The organism is Mycobacterium sp., assembly GCF_032161845.1.
Taxonomy (GTDB): domain Bacteria; phylum Actinomycetota; class Actinomycetes; order Mycobacteriales; family Mycobacteriaceae; genus Mycobacterium.
In genome coordinates this window covers 1-21,480 of the sequence record NZ_JAVRQA010000491.1, presented here as the reverse complement: position 1 = coordinate 21,480, position 21,480 = coordinate 1, and the positions used below count along the sequence as shown (strand labels likewise).

General features: G+C 67.0%; 23 protein-coding genes. 9 read left to right on the top strand and 14 right to left on the bottom strand.

All coding sequences use genetic code 11. The features are described 5' to 3' along the window. The 4 genes from QOD90_RS26810 to QOD90_RS26795 are packed head-to-tail and all read right to left on the bottom strand — an operon-like array spanning window position 1 to window position 2,315. Complete coding sequence (locus QOD90_RS26810) at window positions 1–723, bottom strand: 2OG-Fe(II) oxygenase (RefSeq protein WP_526354794.1); 723 nt, start codon at window positions 721–723, stop codon at window positions 1–3. Then, window positions 720–1,271, bottom strand: coding sequence for a methylated-DNA--[protein]-cysteine S-methyltransferase (locus QOD90_RS26805; RefSeq protein ID WP_526354816.1), 552 nt, complete (start codon window positions 1,269–1,271; stop codon window positions 720–722). Before QOD90_RS26805 ends, QOD90_RS26810 begins: the two co-directional genes overlap by 4 nt. 52 nt (window positions 1,272–1,323) lie before the next feature. Beyond that, the gene (locus QOD90_RS26800) at window positions 1,324–1,806 is read right to left on the bottom strand and encodes an RNA polymerase sigma factor (RefSeq protein WP_526354792.1); all 483 of its coding nucleotides are present in this window, start codon (window positions 1,804–1,806) and stop codon (window positions 1,324–1,326) included. After that, a complete protein-coding gene (locus tag QOD90_RS26795) occupies window positions 1,803–2,315 on the bottom strand; it encodes a methylated-DNA--[protein]-cysteine S-methyltransferase (protein WP_526354790.1) in 513 nt (170 codons plus the stop codon). Before QOD90_RS26795 ends, QOD90_RS26800 begins: the two co-directional genes overlap by 4 nt. A gap of 325 nt (window positions 2,316–2,640) precedes the next feature. On the opposite strand from QOD90_RS26795, the gene QOD90_RS26790 reads away from it, so the two are divergent. Further along, a complete protein-coding gene (locus QOD90_RS26790) occupies window positions 2,641–2,940 on the top strand; it encodes a DUF4193 family protein (RefSeq protein WP_526354788.1) in 300 nt (99 codons plus the stop codon). Window positions 2,941–2,963: 23 nt separating this feature from the next. Here QOD90_RS26790 and QOD90_RS26785 read toward each other — a convergent pair whose 3' ends face one another. Both QOD90_RS26785 and QOD90_RS26780 read right to left on the bottom strand, forming a co-directional pair. Next, window positions 2,964–4,166, bottom strand: coding sequence for a sensor histidine kinase (locus QOD90_RS26785; RefSeq protein WP_526354786.1), 1,203 nt, complete (start codon window positions 4,164–4,166; stop codon window positions 2,964–2,966). Then, window positions 4,163–4,837, bottom strand: a complete 675-nt coding sequence (locus tag QOD90_RS26780) for a response regulator transcription factor (protein WP_526354784.1) — start codon at window positions 4,835–4,837, stop codon at window positions 4,163–4,165. Before QOD90_RS26780 ends, QOD90_RS26785 begins: the two co-directional genes overlap by 4 nt. Before the next feature lie 62 nt (window positions 4,838–4,899). On the opposite strand from QOD90_RS26780, the gene QOD90_RS26775 reads away from it, so the two are divergent. From QOD90_RS26775 to QOD90_RS26745, 7 genes are all read left to right on the top strand, one after another. Beyond that, the gene (locus tag QOD90_RS26775; RefSeq protein ID WP_526354782.1) at window positions 4,900–5,340 is read left to right on the top strand and encodes a hypothetical protein; all 441 of its coding nucleotides are present in this window, start codon (window positions 4,900–4,902) and stop codon (window positions 5,338–5,340) included. Beyond that, a complete protein-coding gene (locus QOD90_RS26770) occupies window positions 5,337–6,263 on the top strand; it encodes an FAD:protein FMN transferase (protein WP_526354780.1) in 927 nt (308 codons plus the stop codon). The genes QOD90_RS26775 and QOD90_RS26770 overlap by 4 nt, the downstream gene beginning before the upstream one ends. Then, window positions 6,260–6,820 carry a ferric reductase-like transmembrane domain-containing protein gene (locus QOD90_RS26765; protein ID WP_526354779.1) on the top strand — a complete coding sequence of 187 codons (561 nt, stop codon included), beginning with the start codon at window positions 6,260–6,262 and terminating at the stop codon, window positions 6,818–6,820. The genes QOD90_RS26770 and QOD90_RS26765 overlap by 4 nt, the downstream gene beginning before the upstream one ends. Then, the gene (locus QOD90_RS26760) at window positions 6,817–8,091 is read left to right on the top strand and encodes an NADH-ubiquinone oxidoreductase-F iron-sulfur binding region domain-containing protein (protein WP_526354777.1); all 1,275 of its coding nucleotides are present in this window, start codon (window positions 6,817–6,819) and stop codon (window positions 8,089–8,091) included. Before QOD90_RS26765 ends, QOD90_RS26760 begins: the two co-directional genes overlap by 4 nt. Beyond that, window positions 8,088–8,324: a ferredoxin gene (locus tag QOD90_RS26755; protein WP_526354775.1), complete on the top strand. Its 237-nt coding sequence runs from the start codon at window positions 8,088–8,090 to the stop codon at window positions 8,322–8,324. The genes QOD90_RS26760 and QOD90_RS26755 overlap by 4 nt, the downstream gene beginning before the upstream one ends. A gap of 52 nt (window positions 8,325–8,376) precedes the next feature. After that, window positions 8,377–8,862 carry a DUF2231 domain-containing protein gene (locus QOD90_RS26750; protein ID WP_526354773.1) on the top strand — a complete coding sequence of 162 codons (486 nt, stop codon included), beginning with the start codon at window positions 8,377–8,379 and terminating at the stop codon, window positions 8,860–8,862. A 96-nt stretch (window positions 8,863–8,958) separates the two neighbouring features. Further along, entirely contained in the window at window positions 8,959–9,348 is a 390-nt protein-coding gene (locus QOD90_RS26745; RefSeq protein ID WP_526354771.1) for a cupredoxin domain-containing protein, read from the top strand. Window positions 9,349–9,360: 12 nt separating this feature from the next. Here QOD90_RS26745 and QOD90_RS26740 read toward each other — a convergent pair whose 3' ends face one another. After that, the gene (locus QOD90_RS26740) at window positions 9,361–10,782 is read right to left on the bottom strand and encodes a DUF2252 domain-containing protein (protein ID WP_526354769.1); all 1,422 of its coding nucleotides are present in this window, start codon (window positions 10,780–10,782) and stop codon (window positions 9,361–9,363) included. Window positions 10,783–10,861: 79 nt separating this feature from the next. On the opposite strand from QOD90_RS26740, the gene QOD90_RS26735 reads away from it, so the two are divergent. Further along, entirely contained in the window at window positions 10,862–12,187 is a 1,326-nt protein-coding gene (locus QOD90_RS26735; RefSeq protein WP_526354767.1) for a carboxylesterase family protein, read from the top strand. A 20-nt stretch (window positions 12,188–12,207) separates the two neighbouring features. Here QOD90_RS26735 and QOD90_RS26730 read toward each other — a convergent pair whose 3' ends face one another. The 7 genes from QOD90_RS26730 to QOD90_RS26700 form a co-directional block, all read right to left on the bottom strand. Then, entirely contained in the window at window positions 12,208–13,575 is a 1,368-nt protein-coding gene (locus QOD90_RS26730) for an ATP-binding protein (RefSeq protein ID WP_526354814.1), read from the bottom strand. A 115-nt stretch (window positions 13,576–13,690) separates the two neighbouring features. Then, window positions 13,691–15,265: a peptide ligase PGM1-related protein gene (locus QOD90_RS26725; RefSeq protein WP_526354765.1), complete on the bottom strand. Its 1,575-nt coding sequence runs from the start codon at window positions 15,263–15,265 to the stop codon at window positions 13,691–13,693. A gap of 9 nt (window positions 15,266–15,274) precedes the next feature. Beyond that, complete coding sequence (locus QOD90_RS26720; RefSeq protein WP_526354763.1) at window positions 15,275–16,384, bottom strand: adenylate/guanylate cyclase domain-containing protein; 1,110 nt, start codon at window positions 16,382–16,384, stop codon at window positions 15,275–15,277. Next, window positions 16,384–18,588 carry an ATP-binding protein gene (locus tag QOD90_RS26715; RefSeq protein ID WP_526354761.1) on the bottom strand — a complete coding sequence of 735 codons (2,205 nt, stop codon included), beginning with the start codon at window positions 18,586–18,588 and terminating at the stop codon, window positions 16,384–16,386. The genes QOD90_RS26720 and QOD90_RS26715 overlap by 1 nt, the downstream gene beginning before the upstream one ends. A 144-nt stretch (window positions 18,589–18,732) precedes the next feature. Then, complete coding sequence (locus tag QOD90_RS26710) at window positions 18,733–19,347, bottom strand: FHA domain-containing protein (RefSeq protein ID WP_526354759.1); 615 nt, start codon at window positions 19,345–19,347, stop codon at window positions 18,733–18,735. Continuing rightward, complete coding sequence (locus tag QOD90_RS26705; protein ID WP_526354757.1) at window positions 19,347–20,642, bottom strand: vWA domain-containing protein; 1,296 nt, start codon at window positions 20,640–20,642, stop codon at window positions 19,347–19,349. Before QOD90_RS26705 ends, QOD90_RS26710 begins: the two co-directional genes overlap by 1 nt. After that, window positions 20,639–21,480 (bottom strand): PP2C family protein-serine/threonine phosphatase (locus QOD90_RS26700; RefSeq protein WP_526354755.1); only part of this gene is annotated, 842 nt, incomplete at its 5' end. The genes QOD90_RS26705 and QOD90_RS26700, both read right to left, overlap by 4 nt.

The window sequence follows — 21,480 nt, the reverse complement described above, 5'->3', positions numbered from 1 at the left end:
TCAGGCCGCGTCGTGAAAGACCAGGCCGAGGGTGAACCGGACGCCCGAGCGGATCGTCGAGACGCCGTGTCGCACAGGTGCGGCCGACCATCCGCGCTGGGACTTCACGGGGCGGTCCCGCGTGGTGAACACCAGTCCGTGGCCGTGTGGGATGAGCATGGCGGTGCCACGGGACTGCGCCCGTGGCCGCTGCTCGTAGAGCAAGAATTCTCCACCGACGTGATCGACACCGGGGTCGTTGAGATTGATGACGACCTGCAACGGAAACACCAACTCCCCGTACAGGTCTCGGTGCAGGGCGTTCCAGTCTCCCGGCCCGTACCTGAGCAGGATCGGGGTCGGCTTGCACTGCCCGGCGTCGTGGCACATCTGCAACCACTCCGAAAGGGACTCCGGCCAAGGCGTTTCACGTCCCAGCCGGTGCCACCAGTCGCGGGCGATCGGTAGCAGCCTGGGATACAGGGCCTCCTTGAGCGCACCGACGGCCTCCGGAAACGGTTCGGCGAAGTAGCGGTACTCGCCTTCGCCGAAGCGGTGCCGCCCCATGTGCACCGTGGAGCGAAACCGGTTGTCGTCGGGGTACATCGCCGCGATCGCAGCCGCCTCCGCTGACGAGAGGAGCGGTCCCGTCGCTGCACAGCCGACGGCGTCCAGATCCTGACGGATGCCGTCCCAGTCGGCTGCTTCCACCCGTCGTCGCCAGCGTGCCGCGTCGTCGCTCATGCCGCCGCCTCGAGGGTGAGGAGGGTGCGTTTGGCCTCGACTCCCCCCAGATAGCCGCCCATGGCGCCGTCGCTGCGCACGACCCGATGACACGGCACGACGACGGGCAGGGGGTTGGTGGCGCATGCACTGCCCACCGCGCGGACGGCCTTGGGGTTGCCCGCCAACTGCGCCACGGTGGCGTAGCTGGCGGTCTGCCCGTAGGCGATCTCGGGCAGGTGGTGCAGGACGGTGCTGCGGAATCCCGCCGAAAGTTGCCAGTCCAACGGTACGTCGAATGCCCTTCTGGCACCGGCGAAGTACTCGTCGAGTTCACGGGCGGCGGCGTCGAGGCGACGGGGTGCGAGCAGAATCCGGGAACTCACCCGGTCGGCCAGGTGCTGCAGCACGTCGTCGTGGTCTTCGACGGCGAACGCGACGCGGACGAGTCCACGTTCCGTCGCGGCGACGAGAAGCGGTCCCACGGGGCTGTCGACGATTCGATAGGCGACGTCGAGTACGCCGTCGCGTTGGGCCGCCGCGGCGAGTCGGGCGTGCAATTCGTTCATGTCGTCGTCGTTCGTAACGGTGATCCGCGCCAGATCGCGGATGAGATCGTCGTCAATCACGGTGGTTCTCCCTTGAATAGGTGCGTCTGAGTGCGGCGATGCCGTCGGCGGCAGCGCGGCGCGCGGCGTCGGTGCTGCCGCCGAGGACGGTGGCGACGTCGGCGTAGGGCAGGCCCGCCAGATAGTGGTAGGCCACGGCCTGCCTCTGCTTGTCGGGTAGTCGGGCGAGGGCTTCGGCGAGTTCGTCGTCGCGTTCGGCGCGCGGTGCGGTGGGGGTATCGGGCAGATCGTCGCTGGGGGTCGCGCGGCGGGCTCTGGCGCGGGCGACGTCGATGGCCTTGCGGTGCGCGATCGTCACCAACCAGGCCTCCACGTTGGCGTCGGCGGGCAGGTCCGGGTAGGCCTTCATTGCGGAAAGGAACGTTTCCGACCAGGCGTCGTCGGCGTCGGTCGGCCCGACGACGGCGCGGCACACCCGCAACACTGCCGGCCCGTGGTCCACGACGACGGCCTCGAACGCCCGCTTGCCCGTCACGCTCCCCATAGTGTCGGAGTGCCTGCGACGTATTCGTGTTCGAGGTCCAGCAGCAACCGTTTACGCGTGATCCCGCCCGCGTATCCGGTGAGCTTGCCGTTTCGACCGACCACCCGGTGACACGGCACGACGATTGACAGCGGGTTGCGCCCCACCATCGCCCCCACCTGCTGAGCGGTCAATCCGTCACCGATCCGGGCAGCGAGCTCCCCGTACGTCGTCGTCTCGCCGTACGGAATCTGCGCCACCAACCCCCACACCTCGAGCTGCAGCGGGTCTCCGACGGGCGCGAGCGCCAGCTCGAAGTGGCGACGCTCGCCAGCCAGATAGTCGGTCAGCTGCCGGGTCACCTCGTCGAACCCGTCGTCGCGCTGCGGGCCGAAGGTCGCCGGATTCGGCAGATACCAGTGGTGCGGGAAGTACACGCCGCGCAGCCCACGCGCATCGCGGACCACGGTGAGGTACCCCAGTTTCGTCTCGGTGATGGTGTGCCACGTGTGGACGGGCATGAATCTCCTCCTCGGTTGTGCTCTCAAGGGGAAGACGTCCACGGCACCGCGAACGTGAGACCGGCAACGTGTTTCGGCTCACTCGGACAATTGACGCCGTCGACGACGCGTCGCATGCGGCGATCCGTGCCATCGGACCGTACTGTGTGCTCGAACCGATGTCAGTGGAGTGGCTTCTGCCAGGGCCCGCACTGATTTTCAGCTCAGATTGCAGCGTGCGTCGACGTAGAGCGGATGTGTGCGTTTCGCCCCGATTGCGGGCGGGAACAAGCTGCGCATCGTTCACGTTGTCGTGACGCCGGCACTGGACTCGAAGGGATAGAAAATGGCCACTGATTACGACGCTCCCCGCCAGAAGGAATCCGATGACGTCGTCGACGAATCGCTTGAGCAGCTGGCCGGACGTCGCAACGACGCCGCGACCGCTGTCCTTGACGTCGACGACGGCGAAGAGCTCGAGGACTTCGAGCTGCCTGGCGCAGACCTCTCCGGCGAGGAGTTCACCGTCCGGGTCGTGCCAAAGCAGAGGGACGAGTTCACCTGCTCGAGTTGCTTCCTGGTGCAGCACAGCCACCGCTTGGCCCGACAGGTCGGCGACCGGATGATCTGCACCGACTGCGCCTAAGTCGCACGCAGGGGTGCGGCACGTCAGGCCGCGGGAAGCGTGAGCGTGAAAGTCGCTCCGCCGCCCGGCGTCGGCGTGACGACGATCTCACCACGGTGCGCCAGAGCGATTTCCCGAACGAGTGCCAATCCGATGCCGTAGCGCGGGCGCCCCGCCGTGGTGTGGGTTTCGCCGTGCGAGAACCGGCTGAAGAGCGTGGCGACGGCTTTTGGGGAGATGCCGACGCCATCGTCGCGCACGTCGACGACGACATCCGTCGCCCGACGAGCGAGGCGGATCGCGATTTCTCCGCCGGCGTGCTGGTGAGCCAGCGCATTGTCGACTAACGACGTGAGGGCTCGCCGTAGTGCGGCGGCCGTTCCGAGAACCACGAAATCTCCTGGAGTAGAACCAGTGTCTCGCTCGACGGACAGGCTCACGCCTACCGATTCAGCGTGCTGCACCATGCTCGCGCGAACGGCGTCGGCGACGTCGGACACGTCGACGCGGTCCTGTGTGACGCCGCTGGTGGCCATCGAGGCTGACGCCAGGAGGTCTTCGATGACGTCACCCAGCGCCCTGGTGTCGGCGGCAAGCGCGTCGATCTGCTCCTTTGCCTCATGTGCATCACCGTCGTCGAAGCGCCGAGCCAATAGTTGAATCCTGGTGTGCAGCACAGTCAATGGTGCGCGAAGCTCATGCGAGGCATCGGCGACGAACCTGCGCTGAAGCGCCAAGGCTTGGGTCAGCGGACGAAGCGAGCGCCGGGTGAGCAGCACGACGACGGCGATCGAGGCGATGATCCCGGCCAGTTCCGCGGCGCCGAGGGATAGAAGCAGACGATTTCTACCAGCCTCGTAGGAGTCCAGGGCGAGCATGGCAACGACCCGGCCCTGAGGTTTATCGGCCACCAGGACCCGGTACTTCGCGTCATCGATACGGGCATCGGAGAATCCAGGGGAGCGCCCGAGCAGGTCAGCAGCCGACAGGTCCCGAGCACTCTGCTGCACCTTTCCAGCGAGGTCTCTCACCAGGAGTTGCATGCCGGGGGGTGGATCGGTGGCGTCGTCGGCCGTCGATGCCACCGAGGTCAGCTGATCGGCGATCTGTTGATTCTGGACGTTGACGTCGACGAGGAAGATCACCGCACCGATCACCAGCAGCACGGCCGCCAGCGCGAGCGATGCCTGGGCGGCGGCGATCCGGCCTGCGCGTCTCACGACCGCGAGGTCGCTGTCGGTCGTCACTCGGCCCCTAGCCGGTACCCGGTGCCATGCACGGTTCGCACGGTTCCCCGGCCGAGTTTGCGGCGCAGATAGTGGACGTAAGTATCGACGACACCGGGTGTGTCGACACCGTCGAATGCCGCATCGAGCAGCTGACCCCGCGTGAAGATCCTCCCAGGGGCATTCATCAGGACACTGAGCAGCGCAGCTTCGCGTTCGGACAGTTCCACGTCCCCTTCCAACGCCGCACCACTCACAGTGCGCGTCACGCGGTTGAGGGTCAGCCCGTTGCCCCTCACGGTCGAGCCGTCGTCCGGGCGGCGCATCAGGGCTCGGATCCGCGCCAGGAGTTCGGGCACCTCGAACGGCTTGACCAGGTAGTCCTGGGCGCCGGAATCGAGTCCGTCGACCCGATCGATGAGCGTGCCGCGGGCGGTCAGGACGAGCACGGGCGTCGCAATGCCCCGTGACCGAAGGACGGCGACGAGCTCGACACCGTCCATCACCGGCAGACCGCGGTCGACGATGGCTGCGTCGTACCGTTCGGTCAGCCCACGGTGAAGTCCCTGCTGCCCGTCGTACGCCACCGCCACCTGGTAACCCTCGTCGGCGAACAGGTCAGTCAGCATCGCGCTCAACGCGCGGTCGTCCTCGACGATCAGCAGTCTCGGCGCTGCGGTCCGTTCGGCCACCTGCCGAGCGTGCCATGCGAATTCTTCGAACGTTTGAAGAAGCTGCTGCCAGCATCGGCGCCATGGACTCTCCCCGTTCGGGCTTGCGACGCGCCGCTGCCGCATCATGGGCGCTAGCAGGGCTCGGCATCGCCGGTGTGACGGGCGCCTCGACGCTGGCGTACGCCGATACCTTCAAGCCGCCGGCTGCGGAATCTCCGGTCATCCCCGTGGTCGTCCCAACTCCGCCCGAATCGAGCGTCACGACCGTCACGGCGGAGCCGAGTCCCCCATCCGTCGCCCCCGAGTCGGTCATCGCGGCGACTCCTGTCGTTCCCGAGTACACCCCGGTGCCCGATTACACGCCGCAGCCCACTGTCGAACAGGCCCCGCCCGCCGAGACGCAACAAGCTCCCAAGCCTTCGGTCACCACTCCCCCGACGACCAAACGACGCACCTTCGCACCCACCACGGTGATGGCGCCGAATTACTCCCCGCACATCACGGTGTCCCGCGGTTCATGACGCTCGCCATTGAGAAGTTCGCGGAGATTCGCTGGCACCGGTGGAGCACGAGCATGCAGATCGTCGTCACGGATCCCGATGCGCTCGCTGAGGCCAAGGCCATCGTCGATGACGAGCTGGACGCCGTCGACGCCGTCGCGTCACGGTTCCGGCCGGACTCCGAGATCATGAGACTCGCCGAAGCTGGCGGTCGCCCGACCGAGATAAGCGAGACGCTGACGGACCTTCTGGAGGCCGCGTTAACGGCGGCCGAGCTGACCGACGGCGACGTCGATCCCACGCTCGGCGCCGCGATGATCTCGCTCGGTTACGACAGGGACATCGCAATCCTGGGCAGCACGTTGCCGCGGGTCAGCACTCTCATCACTGCGGCAAACTGGTCGATGGTCCACCTGCAGGGCCGCGTCGTCACCGTCCCACCTGGAGTCCTGCTCGACCTCGGCGCGACCGCCAAGGCAGTCGCCGCGGACCTGTGCGCCCAGCGCGTCCACGGCCTCACCGGCAGTGGCGTTCTGGTCAACCTCGGCGGGGACATCGCCACTGCCGGCGCCGCGCCCGACGGCGGGTGGCAAGTCCTGGTTCAGGACACCGACGACGACCCGGCGAGCTCGATCGCACTGCCGCCGGGAGCCGCGCTGGCAACCTCGAGCACCGTACGGCGCCGCTGGCGCAATGGCGAGGAAGCGCTGCACCACATTCTCAACCCGCGGACGGGACGATCTGCAGACCCGGTATGGCGCACGGTCAGCGTGGCTGCCCAAAGCTGTTACGCCGCAAACATAGTCGCTACGGCTGCCGTCATCCGCGGCTGGGCAGCCCCGGACTGGATCAGCACGTTAGACATGCCGGCCCGCCTGGTGGGCCGCGACCGCGTCGTCAGCATGATGGGCGGCTGGCCCGAGGACGGGACCGAACCACGATGACCGACCAGGCGCTCTGGGCGCTCGGCCGCGGCACCGGGATCACCGCCCTGGCGTTTCTCACGCTTTCACTCGGGCTCGGCATCGCCACGCGATCGGGCCGCCGCGTGGGCGCACTACCCCGCTTCGCCGTGGCCGACGTGCACCGTTTCACCGCACTGGCCGGAACTCTGCTCGTGGCGATGCATCTGACGTTGTTGTTCTTCGACCCCTACGCGCAACTGCGGCTGATGGACTTCGTCATTCCGTTCAGGGGGGCATACCGACCACTGTGGCTCGGGCTGGGCACTTTAGCCGTCGACGTCCTCATCGCCGTGATCGTCAGCAGCCTTCTCCGACATCACCTGGGGGCGCGCACCTTTCGCGTGATGCACTGGGCGACCTACGCATTGTGGCCGATGGCGCTGGCCCACGCACTCGGCAACGGTACCGACTCCGGCCGCATGTGGTTCCTGACCTTCGCGGCGTGCTGTGCCCTGTTCGTCGCTGCTGCCGTGATGTGTCGGCTGCGCGCCGACTTCGTCGAATACGCCGACAAAAGAATTGCGGGACACCGGTGAAGACGCACACCCGACCGGACCGAGAACCGCCCGGCGCGCATCGTCTCTTCGCCGCGAACGGACCCGGGCTTGAGGACCACCTCGCACGTTTCGGACGACTTCCCACAACGTCGCCGCAGGACCTCATCTCGTCGCTCGGGCAGGCCGGTCTGACGGGTCGGGGCGGCGCCGGGTTCCCCGCCGGTCGCAAGGTGGCAGCGGTCACCGGCCGCAAGCCCGTCGTGGTGGGCAATGGCGCCGAAGGCGAACCCCTCAGCCGCAAGGACGCGATGCTGGTCGGTCGCGCACCGCACCTAGTCCTCGACGGACTGCAGGTGGCCGCCGACGCCGTGGGTTCCCGCACGATCTACCTGTACCTGCCGAGCCACATCGCCCCGATCGCGCGATTCGCGATCGACGAGCGCACCGCCGCAGGCTGGGACCGACACCGTGTCACCGTCGTGGAAGCTGGCGATGCCTTCGTCGCCGGGGAGGAATCGGCCGTCGTGAGAGCGATCGAAGGCGGGCCTACACGTCCGCGCGACCGCACGGTCCCAATGTCGACTTCCGGTGTCCGGGGGCGGCCAACGCTGGTCAACAACGTCGAGACCCTGGCCCACATCGCGTTGATCGCCCGCTTCGGCCACCGCTGGTTCCGGTCGATCGGAGATAACTCCGAACCCGGAACCATGCTGGTCACGCTGTCGGGCGCAGTGTCAGGACGCCCGGTCATGGAGGTGCCGACCGGAACTCAGCTCTCCACCGTGATCGGGCACGGTGGAGCCACCGATCTCCGTCACGTGGGCGCGGCGCTGATCGGCGGCTACCACGGCACCTGGCTTCCGTCAGCGGTGTTCAACGACGCCGCGCTCTCACGCGCGGGTCTCAGCCGCGTCGGTGCCAGCCCGGGCGCGGGAATCGTCCACACGCTGCCCATCGACGAGTGCGGCCTCGCCCGCACCGCGGAGATCGTTGCGTACCTCGCCGAACAGGGTGCCCGGCAGTGCGGGCCGTGCCGCAACGGACTCCCCAGGCTCGCAACGCTCTTCGATGAACTCGCCTACAGCAACGTCGACGATGCCCTCCTCGACGAGTTGGATCGGATCCTCGGTCTCGTCGACGGCCGTGGCTCCTGTCGACACCCGGACGGAACCGTTCGGCTGGCCCGCAGTGCGCTCACGGTGTTCGCGGACGACATCACGCACCATCGACGCGGCCGCTGCGATGCTGCCTTCGCCGCGGTGCAGAGCACCGGTGATCACCATGCGCACCGCGGCGAGGCTCGAAAATGAAGAAGCGACCGAACCCCGTGCGCCTGCACATCGACTGGACGAGATGCGACGGACGCGGGCTCTGCACCGAACTGATGCCGACCCTGCTGCAGCGTGACGATTGGGGATATCCGTTGGTGCGCAACGGCTCCCGAGAGCCTCGAGTAGCATCCGGTGACCTCCCCGAGGCACGTATAGCGGTCGATCGCTGCCCGCGACTTGCCCTGTCCCTCATCGCCTCACGTCAATCTTGATCGGTCAGCGCGGCCCGATCAGCAATCAATGAACCGACAAGGAGTCAAATTCGTGACGACACTCAATGGGCTCCCAGCCCACGCGCTGCTAGTCCACTTCATCGTCATCCTCGCACCGCTCACCGCCATCCTGGCGATCCTGTGCGCCGTGTGGCCGGCCGCGCGGCAAAGACTGGTATGGCTCGTCCTCGGCCTGGCGATCATCACCGTCGCACTCACGCCGTTGACAACCGACGCGGGGGAATGGCTCGAGCACCGCGTCGGTCGATCACCCCTGCTGCAGTCACACGCCAGGCTCGGAGACACGATGGTCTACTTCGCCATCTCGATGCTCGTCGCTGCCGTACTGCTGGTGGTGATCCACCTGCGCGAAACACGTGGCCGGTCCGTCAAACCGATCGCCACCCGGATCGTCGCCGTCGTCGTCATCGTCCTGAGTGTGGCAACAGCCGTCCAGGTCTATCGCATCGGCGATTCGGGAGCTGTCGCGACCTGGAGCGATCGGCTCGCCGATGCATCGGCCAACCCGGGCACGTGATGAGCCGATAGTGACGGGACTGTGACATAGACATGGATCCGACTCACCGAGCGACATCTCGGCACAGGATCGGAGCACGCTCGACCAAGGAGCACGATGCGACGATTGACGATCCTGGTCCTCCTGTTGGCATTCAGCGGCCTGCTCGCCGCGTGCGGCGGCGCCGACAACTCGGCGCCGCCTTCTTCACCCGACGCTCGCACCACCGCAACGCCGGCCTCCACCCCGGCGGCTCCTGCGCCCGACGTTGCCATCGCCGACTTCACCTACACGGTGCGCGGGCCCGTCAAGGCCGGCCAACAAGTGACGGTGGTCAACAACGACGACTCCAGCCACAGCGTCACTGCGGACGCAGGCAATACGTTCGACATCCGGGTGTCCGGCGGTGGGGGGACAACGACCTTCACGGCGCCGACCACCCCGGGCACGTACGCGTTTCACTGCAAGTACCACACGAACATGCACGGTTCGCTGGTCGTCCAATAGAACGCTCCGGCCCTAGACGCCCCGCTCGACGGGCAGCAGGCCGCGTTCGACGGCCGCGACCAACGCAGCGTGGTCGGCTTCGGTCTGGTCGGCGTAGCGCCTCGCGAAGGTGCACAGAGCCTTGTCGACCTTTTCGGATCTGCCCATGTACCCCGCAATCATCGAGGCGCCGCTCGTCCTGGCGTGCCCCTTGGCGAGCAGTTGTCCAACCACTCCCGCATAGTCGGTGAGCGCGGCGGCGTCCATCGAGTCCAGCGGAATCCGTCCCTTCATGTTCCGGAACTGCCGCACGTAGTACTGCAGCCCGTCCATCGTGGTCCATCCCAGTAGCGGGTCGCTGACCGTCTGCAGTGACTGCTGATATTCGACGACCCGCTGGCCCTGATGGGCGTGCCAGGCGGAATTACCGTGCACGTAGCGCGCGAGCACGGACCGCCGGGCCTGCTTGAGCTGCAGGAACACCACGTCCTCCGCCGAGGAGCCCTCCAGGAGGGCGACGTAGGCGCGCAGGCCAACGCTGCCCACCCCGACGACCTTGTGCGCGACGTCGACCAGCGTGTAGCCACCGAGGACGCGCCGCCAGTGCGAAGGCAGCGTGTCCAGATACCCATCGAGCGCCTCGGCCAGCGACTCGGCTTCGCGGGGGTCGGGCCGAGTGATCAGCGGCGGTTCCTCGACGATCTGCCGTAAGCCGTCCACCTCTTCGGTGAACCGGGGCAGCGCCCGGTCACCGGTGCGGTGGCGCGCCCGCTCGGCCGATCTCGCGACCTGCTCCTGCAGGGGCCCGGCCGTTCGGGCCGCGAGCCGGTCGACGTCAAGCCTCTCGAACGACCGCGTGAAGAGTGGCAGGTCGGCCAGCCGACGCAACTCGAGACGGTAGGACTCGACGCAGGACCGCACCGAGGCACCGCAGTGCTCCTCGGAGGTGCCGTTGAACCGCCCGGCGACCCAGATGCTCGCCACCAACCGGCGGAGATCCCATTCCCAGCAGCCGGGATGCGCCTCGTCGAAGTCGTTGAGGTCGATCACCAGGTCCCGTTCGGGTGAGGCATAGAACCCGAAGTTGCCGAGGTGCGAGTCGCCGCAGACCACGGGTGTGATGCCGGTCGACGGCAGGTGCGCGACGTCCTCCGCCATGACCACGGCCGTGCCGCGCAGAAATCCGTACGGCGAATCGACCATGCGGCCCACCCTCACGGGAATGAGGCGGTCGACTCTGCCTCGATGACTGTCGTTGATGAGGTCGACGGGGCTGGGCCGGCCCGCCGGCGCCGTCCAGTCGGCCAATGACTTGCGCGGCACCCGCTTGCGCAGGCTCTTGCCGAGTGCGTAACGCTCCGCTCGGGTCACCGGTCGCTGGCGCAGCGAGCGGTAGGTCGCGCCGTCGGCCTCAGCGAGGACGGTGTGCCCGTGGGTCGCCGCGCTGCCGTCCATGTGTGGCGATGTTACGACCGCGACTTCCGCCAAGCGGCGGGATGACGGGACACCTCGACCCGTATTGTCGGTCTCGCCCATGGATGACGACGTTTTGACGCTGCCCAGTGGGCGCTTCCGGGTCCGCCGCGACGACAGGATGATTCGCGCGCTCGGACTGCGCTATGCCACGGCGCGTCGCTTCGAGCCGTGCGTGCCACTGCCCGCGGTCGCCGGGGTCGTCGATGCCACCGAGCGTGGGCCCGTGTGTCCGCAGGCGCCGTCGCGGCTGGAGTTCATCGTCGGATCGCCGATGGCCGGCCTACAGCAGGACGAGGACTGCCTGGCGCTAGCCGTCGTCGCTCCCCTGCCCGATGACGCCTCCCGACCGGTGATGGTGTTCTTTCACGGCGGTGCCTACGTGACGGGCAGCGGCCAGGCGCCCGCCTACGATCTGTCGGCGATGGCCGACGAAGGTGACGTCGTCACCGTCACCGTCAACTACCGAGTCGGCATCTTCGGGTATCTCGCAATCGACGACGTGTCGCCGGCCAACCTCGGGCTCCTCGATCAGATCGCCGCGCTGCGCTGGGTGAAGGAGAACATCAGCGGCTTCGGGGGAAATCCGAACGACGTCACCATCTTCGGCCAGTCCGCCGGCGGGGATTCCGTGTCCTATCTCATGGTCGCCGACGGGACCGAGGACCTCTTCCGGCGTGCCATCCTGCAGAGCGCGCCGCTGGGTGTCCAGCGCGGTCGGGCCGCGATGAGTCGAGCGATGGGGAAAGCCGCACGCGGCGCTCTCGGAACCCGTCCGGAACAGGCCGGCACCGAGGATCTGCTGGTCGCCCAGGGCGCCGCGGCCGCGTCGGCCGCCCGCTTCGGCACCCGCGCGCAGATGCCGTTCGGACCGCAGACGGGGCACTACCCCCTACCCGCCGACGACGAGGTCGACGTCCGTCGCCGCGAGGTGGCCCGTCGCCTTCCCGTCATGATCGGCACGACTGCAGATGATGCGCTGCCGTTCCTGATGCTCAACCCACGGTTGGCGCCGGTCCTCGGCGTCCCCATGCTCGGCTCGGCGGCACAACGAGCCCTGAGTGCCGCGGTGACCGAGCGCCTGTTCGCCCGCCCGGCGTCGGCGTTCGCCAAGCAGCACCGACGCGCCGGCGGTCATGCGACGACCTACGTGTTCGACTGGAAGCCGGCGGGCAGCCCCTTCGGGGCGTGCCACTGCATCGAACTTCCCTTCCTCATGGGCTCATTCGCCGACTGGGAAGGCGCACCGATGCTCGGAGCCGAACCCCAACAGGCGCTCGCCGAACTGGGTCCGCCGATGCGGCAACTTTGGTACGGGTTCGCCAGCGGCATGTTCGACGAGGCCGACGCCGACCTACGTCTGCCCGGCGCGCTCGCGCGAGATTGATCGGCATTCGGACGCGTCGGCTATGTCGAAGAAGGCGTAAGCGCGCCATCCCATTTCGCCTCCTGGCTCGGCAGGCGCAGCAGCAGTCGGGCGCCGCCGAGGGGACTGACGTCGAGATGGGCCGAGCCGCCGTGCAGTTCGGCCTGCTGCGCGACCAGGGCCAGACCCAGTCCGGAGCCCGACCGCGATGCCGTCGTGCCGCGGGCGAACCGCTCGAACACCGCGGCCCGCTCGTCCTCGGGAACGCCCGCGCCATCGTCGTCGACCGCGATCTCAACGCCCGCAACCGAACTCACCACGCTGAGCCGGATCTCCGAGGCATCGCCGTGCTTGACGGCGTTCGCGATCGCATTGTCGATCACCAGGCGCAGGCCCGCGGGCAGTCCGACGATCAGCTTCGAGGGCGACGGCGACAGCGTGACTCGCAGGCCGGGATAGACGCGCAGCGCGTCGTGCGCGGCACGATCGAGCAATTCGGTGACGTCGAAGGAGACGAAGTCGTCGGTAGTAGTGAGTTCCCCCTGGGCAAGGCGTTCCAGCGCCGACAGCGTCGCCTCGATCCTGCCCTGGGTTCGCACGACGTCAGTGATCACCTCGTCGCGCTGCTCCGGAGCGAGATCCAATGTGGACAGCACCTCGAGATTGGTGCGCATGGCCGTCAACGGGGTGCGCAGCTCGTGGGACGCGACGGCGGCGAAGTCGCGAGCGGATTCCAGTGCGGCTCTGGTGCGCTGCTGCTCGGTCCCGATGCGCGCCAGCATTCCTTCGACCGCCTCCGCGATCTCGACGGCCTCGCGCACGCCGCGCACCTGGACCTCGTCGGGCATGGACTGGGCGTTGATCGCGCGGGCCTGCTGGGCGAGAAGGCGGAAGGGCACGATCATCAGCAGCGAGATCACCCAGCCGACCACCACGGTTCCGGCGATCACACCGCTGCAGATCAGCAGGACGCGCAGGTGCAGTTCGTCGATCCGGTGCTGCGTCTCCGCCAGCGGCGCGCCAAGCGCAATCGAGCCCGGGCCTGCTGCAAAGGTGCGCACCCGGTACTGCACGCCGTTGATCTCAGTGGTGGCGTAGCCGTTGGCGAGTTCGGGCAAGACGATGTTGCTCGGCACCGAGACGGTGATCCCACCGATCCTCGCGGTACGGACCACGTTGCCATCGGGCAGTGGTTGACGGCTGTCGGTCCCTGGTGAGCTGTTCAGCAGATTGCTCACGTCGCCGAGGCTGCTGACCGAATCGAGGCGGCGGTCGAGCTGGCTGTACTGGTCATCGGTGACGCCGACCCACACCCACGCGCCGAGGATGATCACCAGGACGATCACCGACAACGCGGAGACCAAGACGATCGCCCGAAGGGAAAGCGCCTTGTTGAGGGGCCGCAGCATCCGGTAGGCGCGGTCGTTGAGTTCCACTATCGAGGCCGCAGAATGAGCCTCGCGCGGTCCGCGGTCGGCAGGTCCTCGATCAACACCGCCACCACGTTACTGACCCGGCCGTGGGTTAACCGATCACGGCTCCCTCCTCGAGCGCGATGCCGGCCTCCCGAAGCAGGACCAACTGCGCCTCCTCGTAGATTCGCTGGGCATCTGCGGGGTCGTCGCCGACGGCGGTCAGGCCAACGCGACCGCATTCGGTGAGGCAGCTGATCATGTGGAAGACCACCCCGGTTCGGCGGGTCTGGTCGAAGTGCAGACCCTTGCTGACGACGATGTCGAACAGGTCGGCGACGGTCAGCGCCTTCAGCCGGTCATCCTCGAAGTGATCGGTCGCGACCAGATACTTGCTGCTGCCGCTCGGGGTCAGGAACACCCCTCGTTCACCGTCATAACTTCCGTCGGTCAGGAACTGCAGGGTCAGGAACGGATGAGTGGTCCCGCCCTTGCGGAGGTTCAACTCGATCGCATAGGGCGTCCACGTCCCGGACTCGTCCTGGACGGTGACGAAGTCCACCGCGAACCGGCCCAGCACGCCAAGCTTCGCGAGGTGCCGCCCGATCACCATCGCAGGCTCGGCGATCAGCGCGGCATAGCTGGGATCTGCCGGAAACACGCAGCCGAGATACTTCTGACCGCTCGCACCGCCGAGAAGCTGGTCGTGCGTGGACAATAACTCGACGGTGCCGTCCGGCAACGCCCGCATCTGCACGCTCGGACTGGTCAGCGAAACGCCCGTGATGCGCTCCTCGACGATTCCGCCGTGCTCCTCGAATGCGGCCAGGTAGATGTCGAGGGCCAGGTTCTCGGCCTCCAATTGCATGCCGAGGAGGCGCTCGGTGATCGCCGCCTCCTCGTCAGGCGAGCCAACGGGTGGCAGCCCGTGCAGATCCACCAACGCGTTGCCGGACCCCGAGACGCCATCGTTCAGCTTCACGATCGCCTGACTGAGCGACGGACGCCGCGTGCGCATGGTCTTCACGCTCGCAACGATGTCCTCGACCGTGTGGAGGTCCTCGGCCCCCACCGGGCATTGGACACCGAGCTCGTCGAACATCCGGCGGCAGCCCGTCTTGGTGCCGAGTTCTTCGAGCCGCGGATCCGCGCCGTACATCGGAATGCCAAGACTCAGCGCCACATCCCGCTCGAGCGACGTCGTGTTGTATGGGATCAGGTGGCTCTTGGCCCGGTTGGGGATCAGGCCTCGAATCGTGCGCAGCAACCGGGGTCGCGCCAACAATTTCGAGCTGAGCGACGCCGGCGACGCATCACCGACCGGGACCAGCGTAAGGCGGGCCCTGGCATGACTGGGGATAACGCCGGGAAGTAGTCCTAGGTAGTACTCGATGGTGGCTTCCGAAATCGGCTGCGAGGTCACGTAGATCATCCGCAACCGCGGTTGGCGCAGCAGTAGCAGCAGGAACAGTGCGCGCTCCTCCATCGCCTGCATCACGGTGCCACTTCTCGACGTTGGGCCGTCCATGCTGACCGAAGGCATCACCACCACCGACTCGTCGTCGAAGCCACGTTGCATCGACGCCCATACCGCCGGCATCGACAGCTGGAGCTCGTCGAAGATGCGATACCTCTCGCCGTCGTCGAGGTGCGACAGTTGCCTGCCGGATTGCTCTGACCGTGTCATCTCCCCCACCTAACTTTCCTTGAGCGCCGTGATGTCGTGAACCCGCACCGAACGGCTGAATCCCTTGGGCTTGACGTCGCCGACGGGTTCGGCGACCGCAATGTGTTCGGTCGCTGCCAGCACACGGTCTGTGACCAGGATCTGCCACGCACCGGCATCGCCGCACAACCTGGCCGACAGGTTGGTGACGCTGCCTATTGCGGAGTAGTCGAATCGGCTCTCGAAACCGATCCTTCCGAGCGTCGCAAAGCCCTGGGCGATGCCGATTCCGAGCGCGAGGTCGTGGCCCCTTCGAAGCCACTGCGCGGCAAGCTCTTTCACGGCGTCGCGGATGCCGATCGACATCCGGACGGCTCGTTCGGCGGCGTCGTCCTGCAAGACCGGGTCGTTGAAGAACGCCATGATCCCGTCACCGGTGAACCGCTCGAGGGTGGCCTCGTACTGGTGCACCAGCGACCCCATCGCGTGGTGATATTCGGCGAGCACCCCCATCACCTCCTCGGGCTCGCTCGCCTCGGCGAAGGGGGTGAAGTTCCGCAGATCGCAGAAGACCACGACGATTTCGCGTCGATGGCTCCGCAGGAGGGTCTCGTCGCCGACGACCAGGTCCGCCAGCTGTGGCGACAGAAAGCGGCGCAGGCGGCTTGCGCGTTCCAGCTCCTCCAACTGCTCGGCAACCCGGCTCTCGAGTTCGGTATTCCATTGGGCCAGCTCACTGGCTTGGCACCGGATCGTGTCCTGATAGCGCTTGATCCGCGCTAGCGACGCCACCCTGGCCAATAGTTCGGCCTGGTCGAAGGGTTTCATGATGAAGTCATCGGCGCCCGACTGCAGAGCGACGAGTCGCTGTTCACTTCCGCTGGCCGTGATCATCACGACCGGAAGGAACTCCGTGGCAGGTGTCGACCGAATCCTGCGACAAACTTCGTGACCGTCCATCCCTGGCATCAGAATGTCGAGCAGGACGAGATCGACGTCTTCGCTCTCGAGGAGCGCGATCGCGTCCACTCCCGACGAGGCGGTGATCACCCGATGCCCCCGAGGGGTGAGCACCGCGTCGAGGAGCCTGAGGTTGATGGATTGATCGTCAACGGCGAGCACCGTCACGGGAGCGTCCATCAGGACACCTCCGCCTCGGACAACGCTCCGGCACAACGCAATGCGTCGACGAGCTCGTCTCGACGGATCGGCTTCAGCAGATACGCGGCCGCACCGAGCGCCAGACCACGGGCTCGGTCGTCGACTGTCGAGGCGACGATCAGCGGGATCCCCGCAGTCTCGGGGTCGGCCTTCAGTTGGGTGATCACCTGCCAGCCGTCTAGCCGGGGCAGCCTGACCTCGAGCACGACGGCGGCCGGTTGGACCGTGCGAACGAGTTCGAGCGCCTTCACTCCGTCCCAAGCGCAGATCACCTCGGCCGGAAGACCATTCAGGTAGGCCTCGACGAGATCCTGCGAGGCAGGATCTTCGTCGAGCAGAACGATGACGGGAAGTCCACCGAGCTTCGGTGCGGCGTCCTCGCGCCTTCGGTCCCGCAGACCGGGCACCGTGAAGCCGAACGTGCTTCCGACGCCCAATGTGCTGTCGAGCCAAAGCCTTCCGCCGAACAACTCCACCATTCTTCTGCACAACGTCAGGCCGAGGCCGGTGCCCTCCTCCTTCGGCGCTCCCCGGCTGCCCTGCTGAAAGGAGTCGAAGATCCGCGCCTGGTCCTCGGATGCGACTCCGAGGCCGGTGTCGGTCACGGTGACCACCAGATCGGTTCCCTCGCGATAGGAGTGCACGCAGACGCTGCCGCCATCGGGGGTGAACTTCACGGCGTTGGATACCAGGTTGAGCAACACCTGCTTGAATCGCCGCTCGTCGGCGTCGATGAGATCGACGTCGTCGCCGACCTCCAGCGTCATGGTGATGGCGTGTCGGGTCGCCCGCTCCCGTTGCATCGCAAGCGTGGCCTCCATGGCGCTGCTCACCGCGAAAGTGCTTGACTCGAGCACCATGTGGCCCTCTTCGACCTTCGAGAGGTCGAGGATGTCGTTGACCAAGGCGACGAGGTGCCTGCCCGAGTTCCAGATGTCGCGCAGGTAGTCCTCCTGGCGTTGGTTGATGTCACCGAACGAGCGATTGAGCAGCACCTCGGAGAATCCATTCACCGCGTTCAGCGGCGTTCGCAGCTCGTGGGACATGCTGGCCAGGAATTCCGACTTGTGCCGACCGGCGATTTCGAGCTCGCTAGTCTTGGTCTGGAGCTCTCGGAAGAGCCGGGCATTGACGATGGCCAGCGCGGATTGGCTGGCGAAGGTCTCGAGCAGCGTGACGACGTCGGAGGGAAAGGCGCCCGTACCCCTGCGACGAATCACCAGCACGCCGACGATCCTGTCGCCGCGGAGCATCGGCACCGCGAGCACCGAGTGCCAACCGTCGCGGAACAGGACTTCCAGGTGCGGGTCACGCTCGACGAGGGCGAGGTCGGGTACCTCGAGCGGCTGCCGGTGCAGCGCGGTCTGGCCAACGAGGGTCGAATCTCCGCCGATGGCGACCGCCCGAAGTTGTTCGAGCAGTGCGTGACTCGCGCCGACGGCGTGGACGTGGAACGCGGCCGTGGACTCGTCGTACTCCATGATCGATCCGCCGTCGGTCCGCAGCGTGATGTCACCGAAGCCGCGGTTGGTGAGCCTTACGGCATTGCTGACGACCTGGTCCAACACCACGTCGAGGTCGAGGCTCGAGCCGACTGCTTCACCCACCTCCCGGAGAGCTTCGAGCTGCTCGACCTTGCTGGACAACAAAGATTCCCTGGACTTGAGTGTCCGCATCAGGTTCGCTTGGCGCAGCGCGAGAGCGCCTTGGGCGGCGAACTCCTCGAGACGTTCGCGCTCGTGTTCGTCGAACGGTGCGACATCCGTTCGCCACATGGACAACACACCGACGACCTCGTCCTCCAGGAGCATCGGCGTGGATAGCAGGGTGCGGAAGCCCGTGAGCTTCTGCAGGTCCGTGCGGCCGTAGTCGACGTCGCTGAGAACGTCGGCAATCTGATTGGTGCACTTGTCCTCGGCAGCGCGCCCGACCGTCGACGAACGATTTCTGGCGATCGGATGGCTCACCAGGTACTCGCGATAGTCCTCGGGGGTCTCACCGGAGACCCGTGAGACGCGGAACAGGTCGCCGTCGGCGAGAAAGAGTTGAGCGGCCCGCGCGCCGCAGAGGCGCGCCGAGTACTCGACGATGATGTTCAGGACCGCGTCGGTATTGGCGGCGTCCTTGCCGAGAGCGGCGAGAATCTCGCGACTGGCCGCAGACTGATTGCGAGCGTCCTTCAACTCCTGGTGCAGTTGAAACGACTGTCTCGACGTGCGCGACGTACGTTCATTCGACTCGGTCACAAGCCCCCAATTGCCAGACCTTCCGACAGTCTGCTCCCACGATCCAGGTCGAGGCAATGATATGAGTGTCGACCGCGTAAATTACGCGTCTTTGGTGATCTTGATCGTGGTCCACGCGCCGACGTGAATGCGGTCACCATCGGCCAGTGGAGTCTCCTCACCGTTTGCCAGAAGGTCTTCGCTGTCGTTGAGGCTGGTGCCGTTGGTCGATCCCAGGTCGGTGATGGTCAACCCGGTGTCGCGCACTCGCAGCACCGCGTGCTGAGTGGATACGCCACGGTCGGCGGGCTGAAGGCCGAGATCTATCTCGGGTGTCACGCCCTGGTCGCGGTTGTGCCGACCGATCAGGGCCGTATCGCGTTGCAGCGTGATCCGGCGTTCTGGAAAGAACTGAGGGAAGTCGACGGTGTCGGGGCCGCCGCGGGCGACCACGCGGTCGTAGAACTGCCGGTCGGCGGTGACGACCGCGGTCCACAGCACCGGGGCCGCAATCGGCGTGGCAGGCGCGGGCAGCGCGGAGTCGTGTCCGCACGTCTCACAGAAGCGTCCGCTTACCGATGCCCCGCACGCGGGGCACGCCTTGGTTTCGGCAACGGGTTCCGAATGTGCTGGCGCGGCGGAAGTCCCGATCGGCGCCCCGCACACGTCGCAATAGTCGTCGGCGGCTGACGTATGTCCCTCTGCGCAAATGGGCATCAGGCCGGATCCTCCTTCCGCACTCGCGCGGTCTTCGTCGAACGGGCGTCGAGGGCCATCTCGTCGGCGGCCGCCACCTCGCGTTTGAGCCGGGCCGTTCCCGTGCGCTCATCGACGTCGATGACCTTGCCGAGCTCCGCGACCTTGTCGTCGTTGCCCGATTCCACGGCCAGTTCCATGGCGCGCTGTAGTTTCGCCGTCGCGGTCGCCACGTCCCCATCTCGGCGCGCGGCCAACCCCTCCTGAACCGCATCCGCCAACTCGGCCTGACCGGTGTAGTGCGCCACTCGGCGATTGATCCGCGCCGACAGCGCCGTGTCTGCGGTCCAGAGCGCGTTGACGAGGCCTTGGCCCAGAACCTGTTCGCCGGCAACCACACTCACTCGGGCGGCCAGCTTCTCCTTGCCTGCCACCGCAGGTTCGATGGCGACCTGGATGTGATAGTCCCTGTCCTCCGCACCCCAGGAGCCCAGCGGGTACTCCCCGATCTGAGTGCCCGCCTCGACACGGCGGCGGGTCAGGTCCTCGACGGTCGGCGCGACCTGTTTGACGAACTCGACGGTCGCGCCGGCGGGAGTCCACAGCCGCAGGGTGAGGTCCGGGATCGACTTACCCATCGACGTCCGCATCATCGCCGCGAAGTCCTCGGCGAGGTCTTCGGCATCGGCGACGATGTCCACGGTCCCCAGCAATGCCGACGAGATCGAGCGCAGTTCGTCGACCCGCCACGCGGTGCCAACGCCGCGGCAGTCGCAGGTGAACTGACCGGTGCTGAGCGCGATCTCCTGCTGCAGTTGTTCTGGGGTCTCGTGTTCATCCTTGCCGTCGGTGAGCAGAATGGCGTGCGTAAGTGCCCCCGGGTACCGCGCGACGATCTCGCGGACGTACGCAAGCCAGGTGCCCATCGCGGTACCACCGTTGGGCCGCAGACCGTCGACCACCCGCGCAGCCTCCGCCTTGGTCGCTGCGCTCGCCCGCGTCGGCACTCCGTCGATCGGGTAGATCGCAGCCGCACTGCCGGTTCCGGCGACGATGATGAAGTGCGTTCCGTCGCTGAGTTCGTCGATGGCAGCGACCGTGGCGCGTTTCGCGCCGTCGAACTTGCCTGCCGGCTTCAGCATCGACGTCGAGCAGTCGATGATGATCGCCTCGACGCGTTCCGCAGGATCCGCCGCCACCGCGACGTCACTTCCGACGGTGATGCTGACGACCGCGTCCACCGTGCCCGACCCCTCGGAGAGGTAGGGATTGTGGTCGACGTCCACCGAAATGCCCTGCTGTTCAGCCGAACTCATGTAGCTCCTCCGATCGGGATCACTGCGACGGTGATGTTGTCGATGCCGCCGGCCTGCAAGGCGTGTTCGGTGAGTGCGCGCGCCGCCGCGCTGGGCTCGGTACCCGCGCAGAATCGCGCGATGTCGGCCGCCTCCGGCAGGTAGTTCCACAATCCGTCCGAGCACAACAACAGCCAGCCAGGGCCGACGGGGGTGATGGTCTGCACGCTCGAATCAGACCACGGCTTCGCCTCGGAGTCAGCGCCCAGCCACCGGGTGATGGTGTGCGCGCCGCGCAGCACGAACTCCGAGTTCGCCGAGGCACCGGCCGTCATCAGTTCCTGGGCCACCGAGTCGTCCACCGTCAACTGTTGCGGCGGTTCAGGTGGTTCGGGGAGCCAGTAGGCCCGGCTGTCCCCCACGCTGCCCACCGTGATCTCCACGGTCCCTTCGGCATTCGACACGACGGCGGCAGCGGTATACGTGCAGGACGGCGCGTTCGCCGGATCCATTCCCGTTCCGGCGTCGGCCGCCGCCTTCGTCGCCTCGGCGAGGCCCGCCAGCACCGCCTCGTGTGTCGGGCCCGATTCGGCGAGCGCGGCGAGCATGCCCTCCACCCCGGCCTTGGACGCGGCGACCGCGGCCACCTGGGGCTCACCCGAGGTGGACACCCCGTCGCACACGGCGATGGCGAGTGCTTCGCGCCGACCCGGGATGCCGCTCACCATTCCCGCCGCCGCGGCGTCCTCATTGCGAGCGTGGTGCAGTCCCCGATCGGTGACGAGCACCATCGGGCCCAGCTGCGCCTCGTCACGGTCGGGCTCGGCCCGCCGATGGCCGCATCCGCTGCAGTAACCGT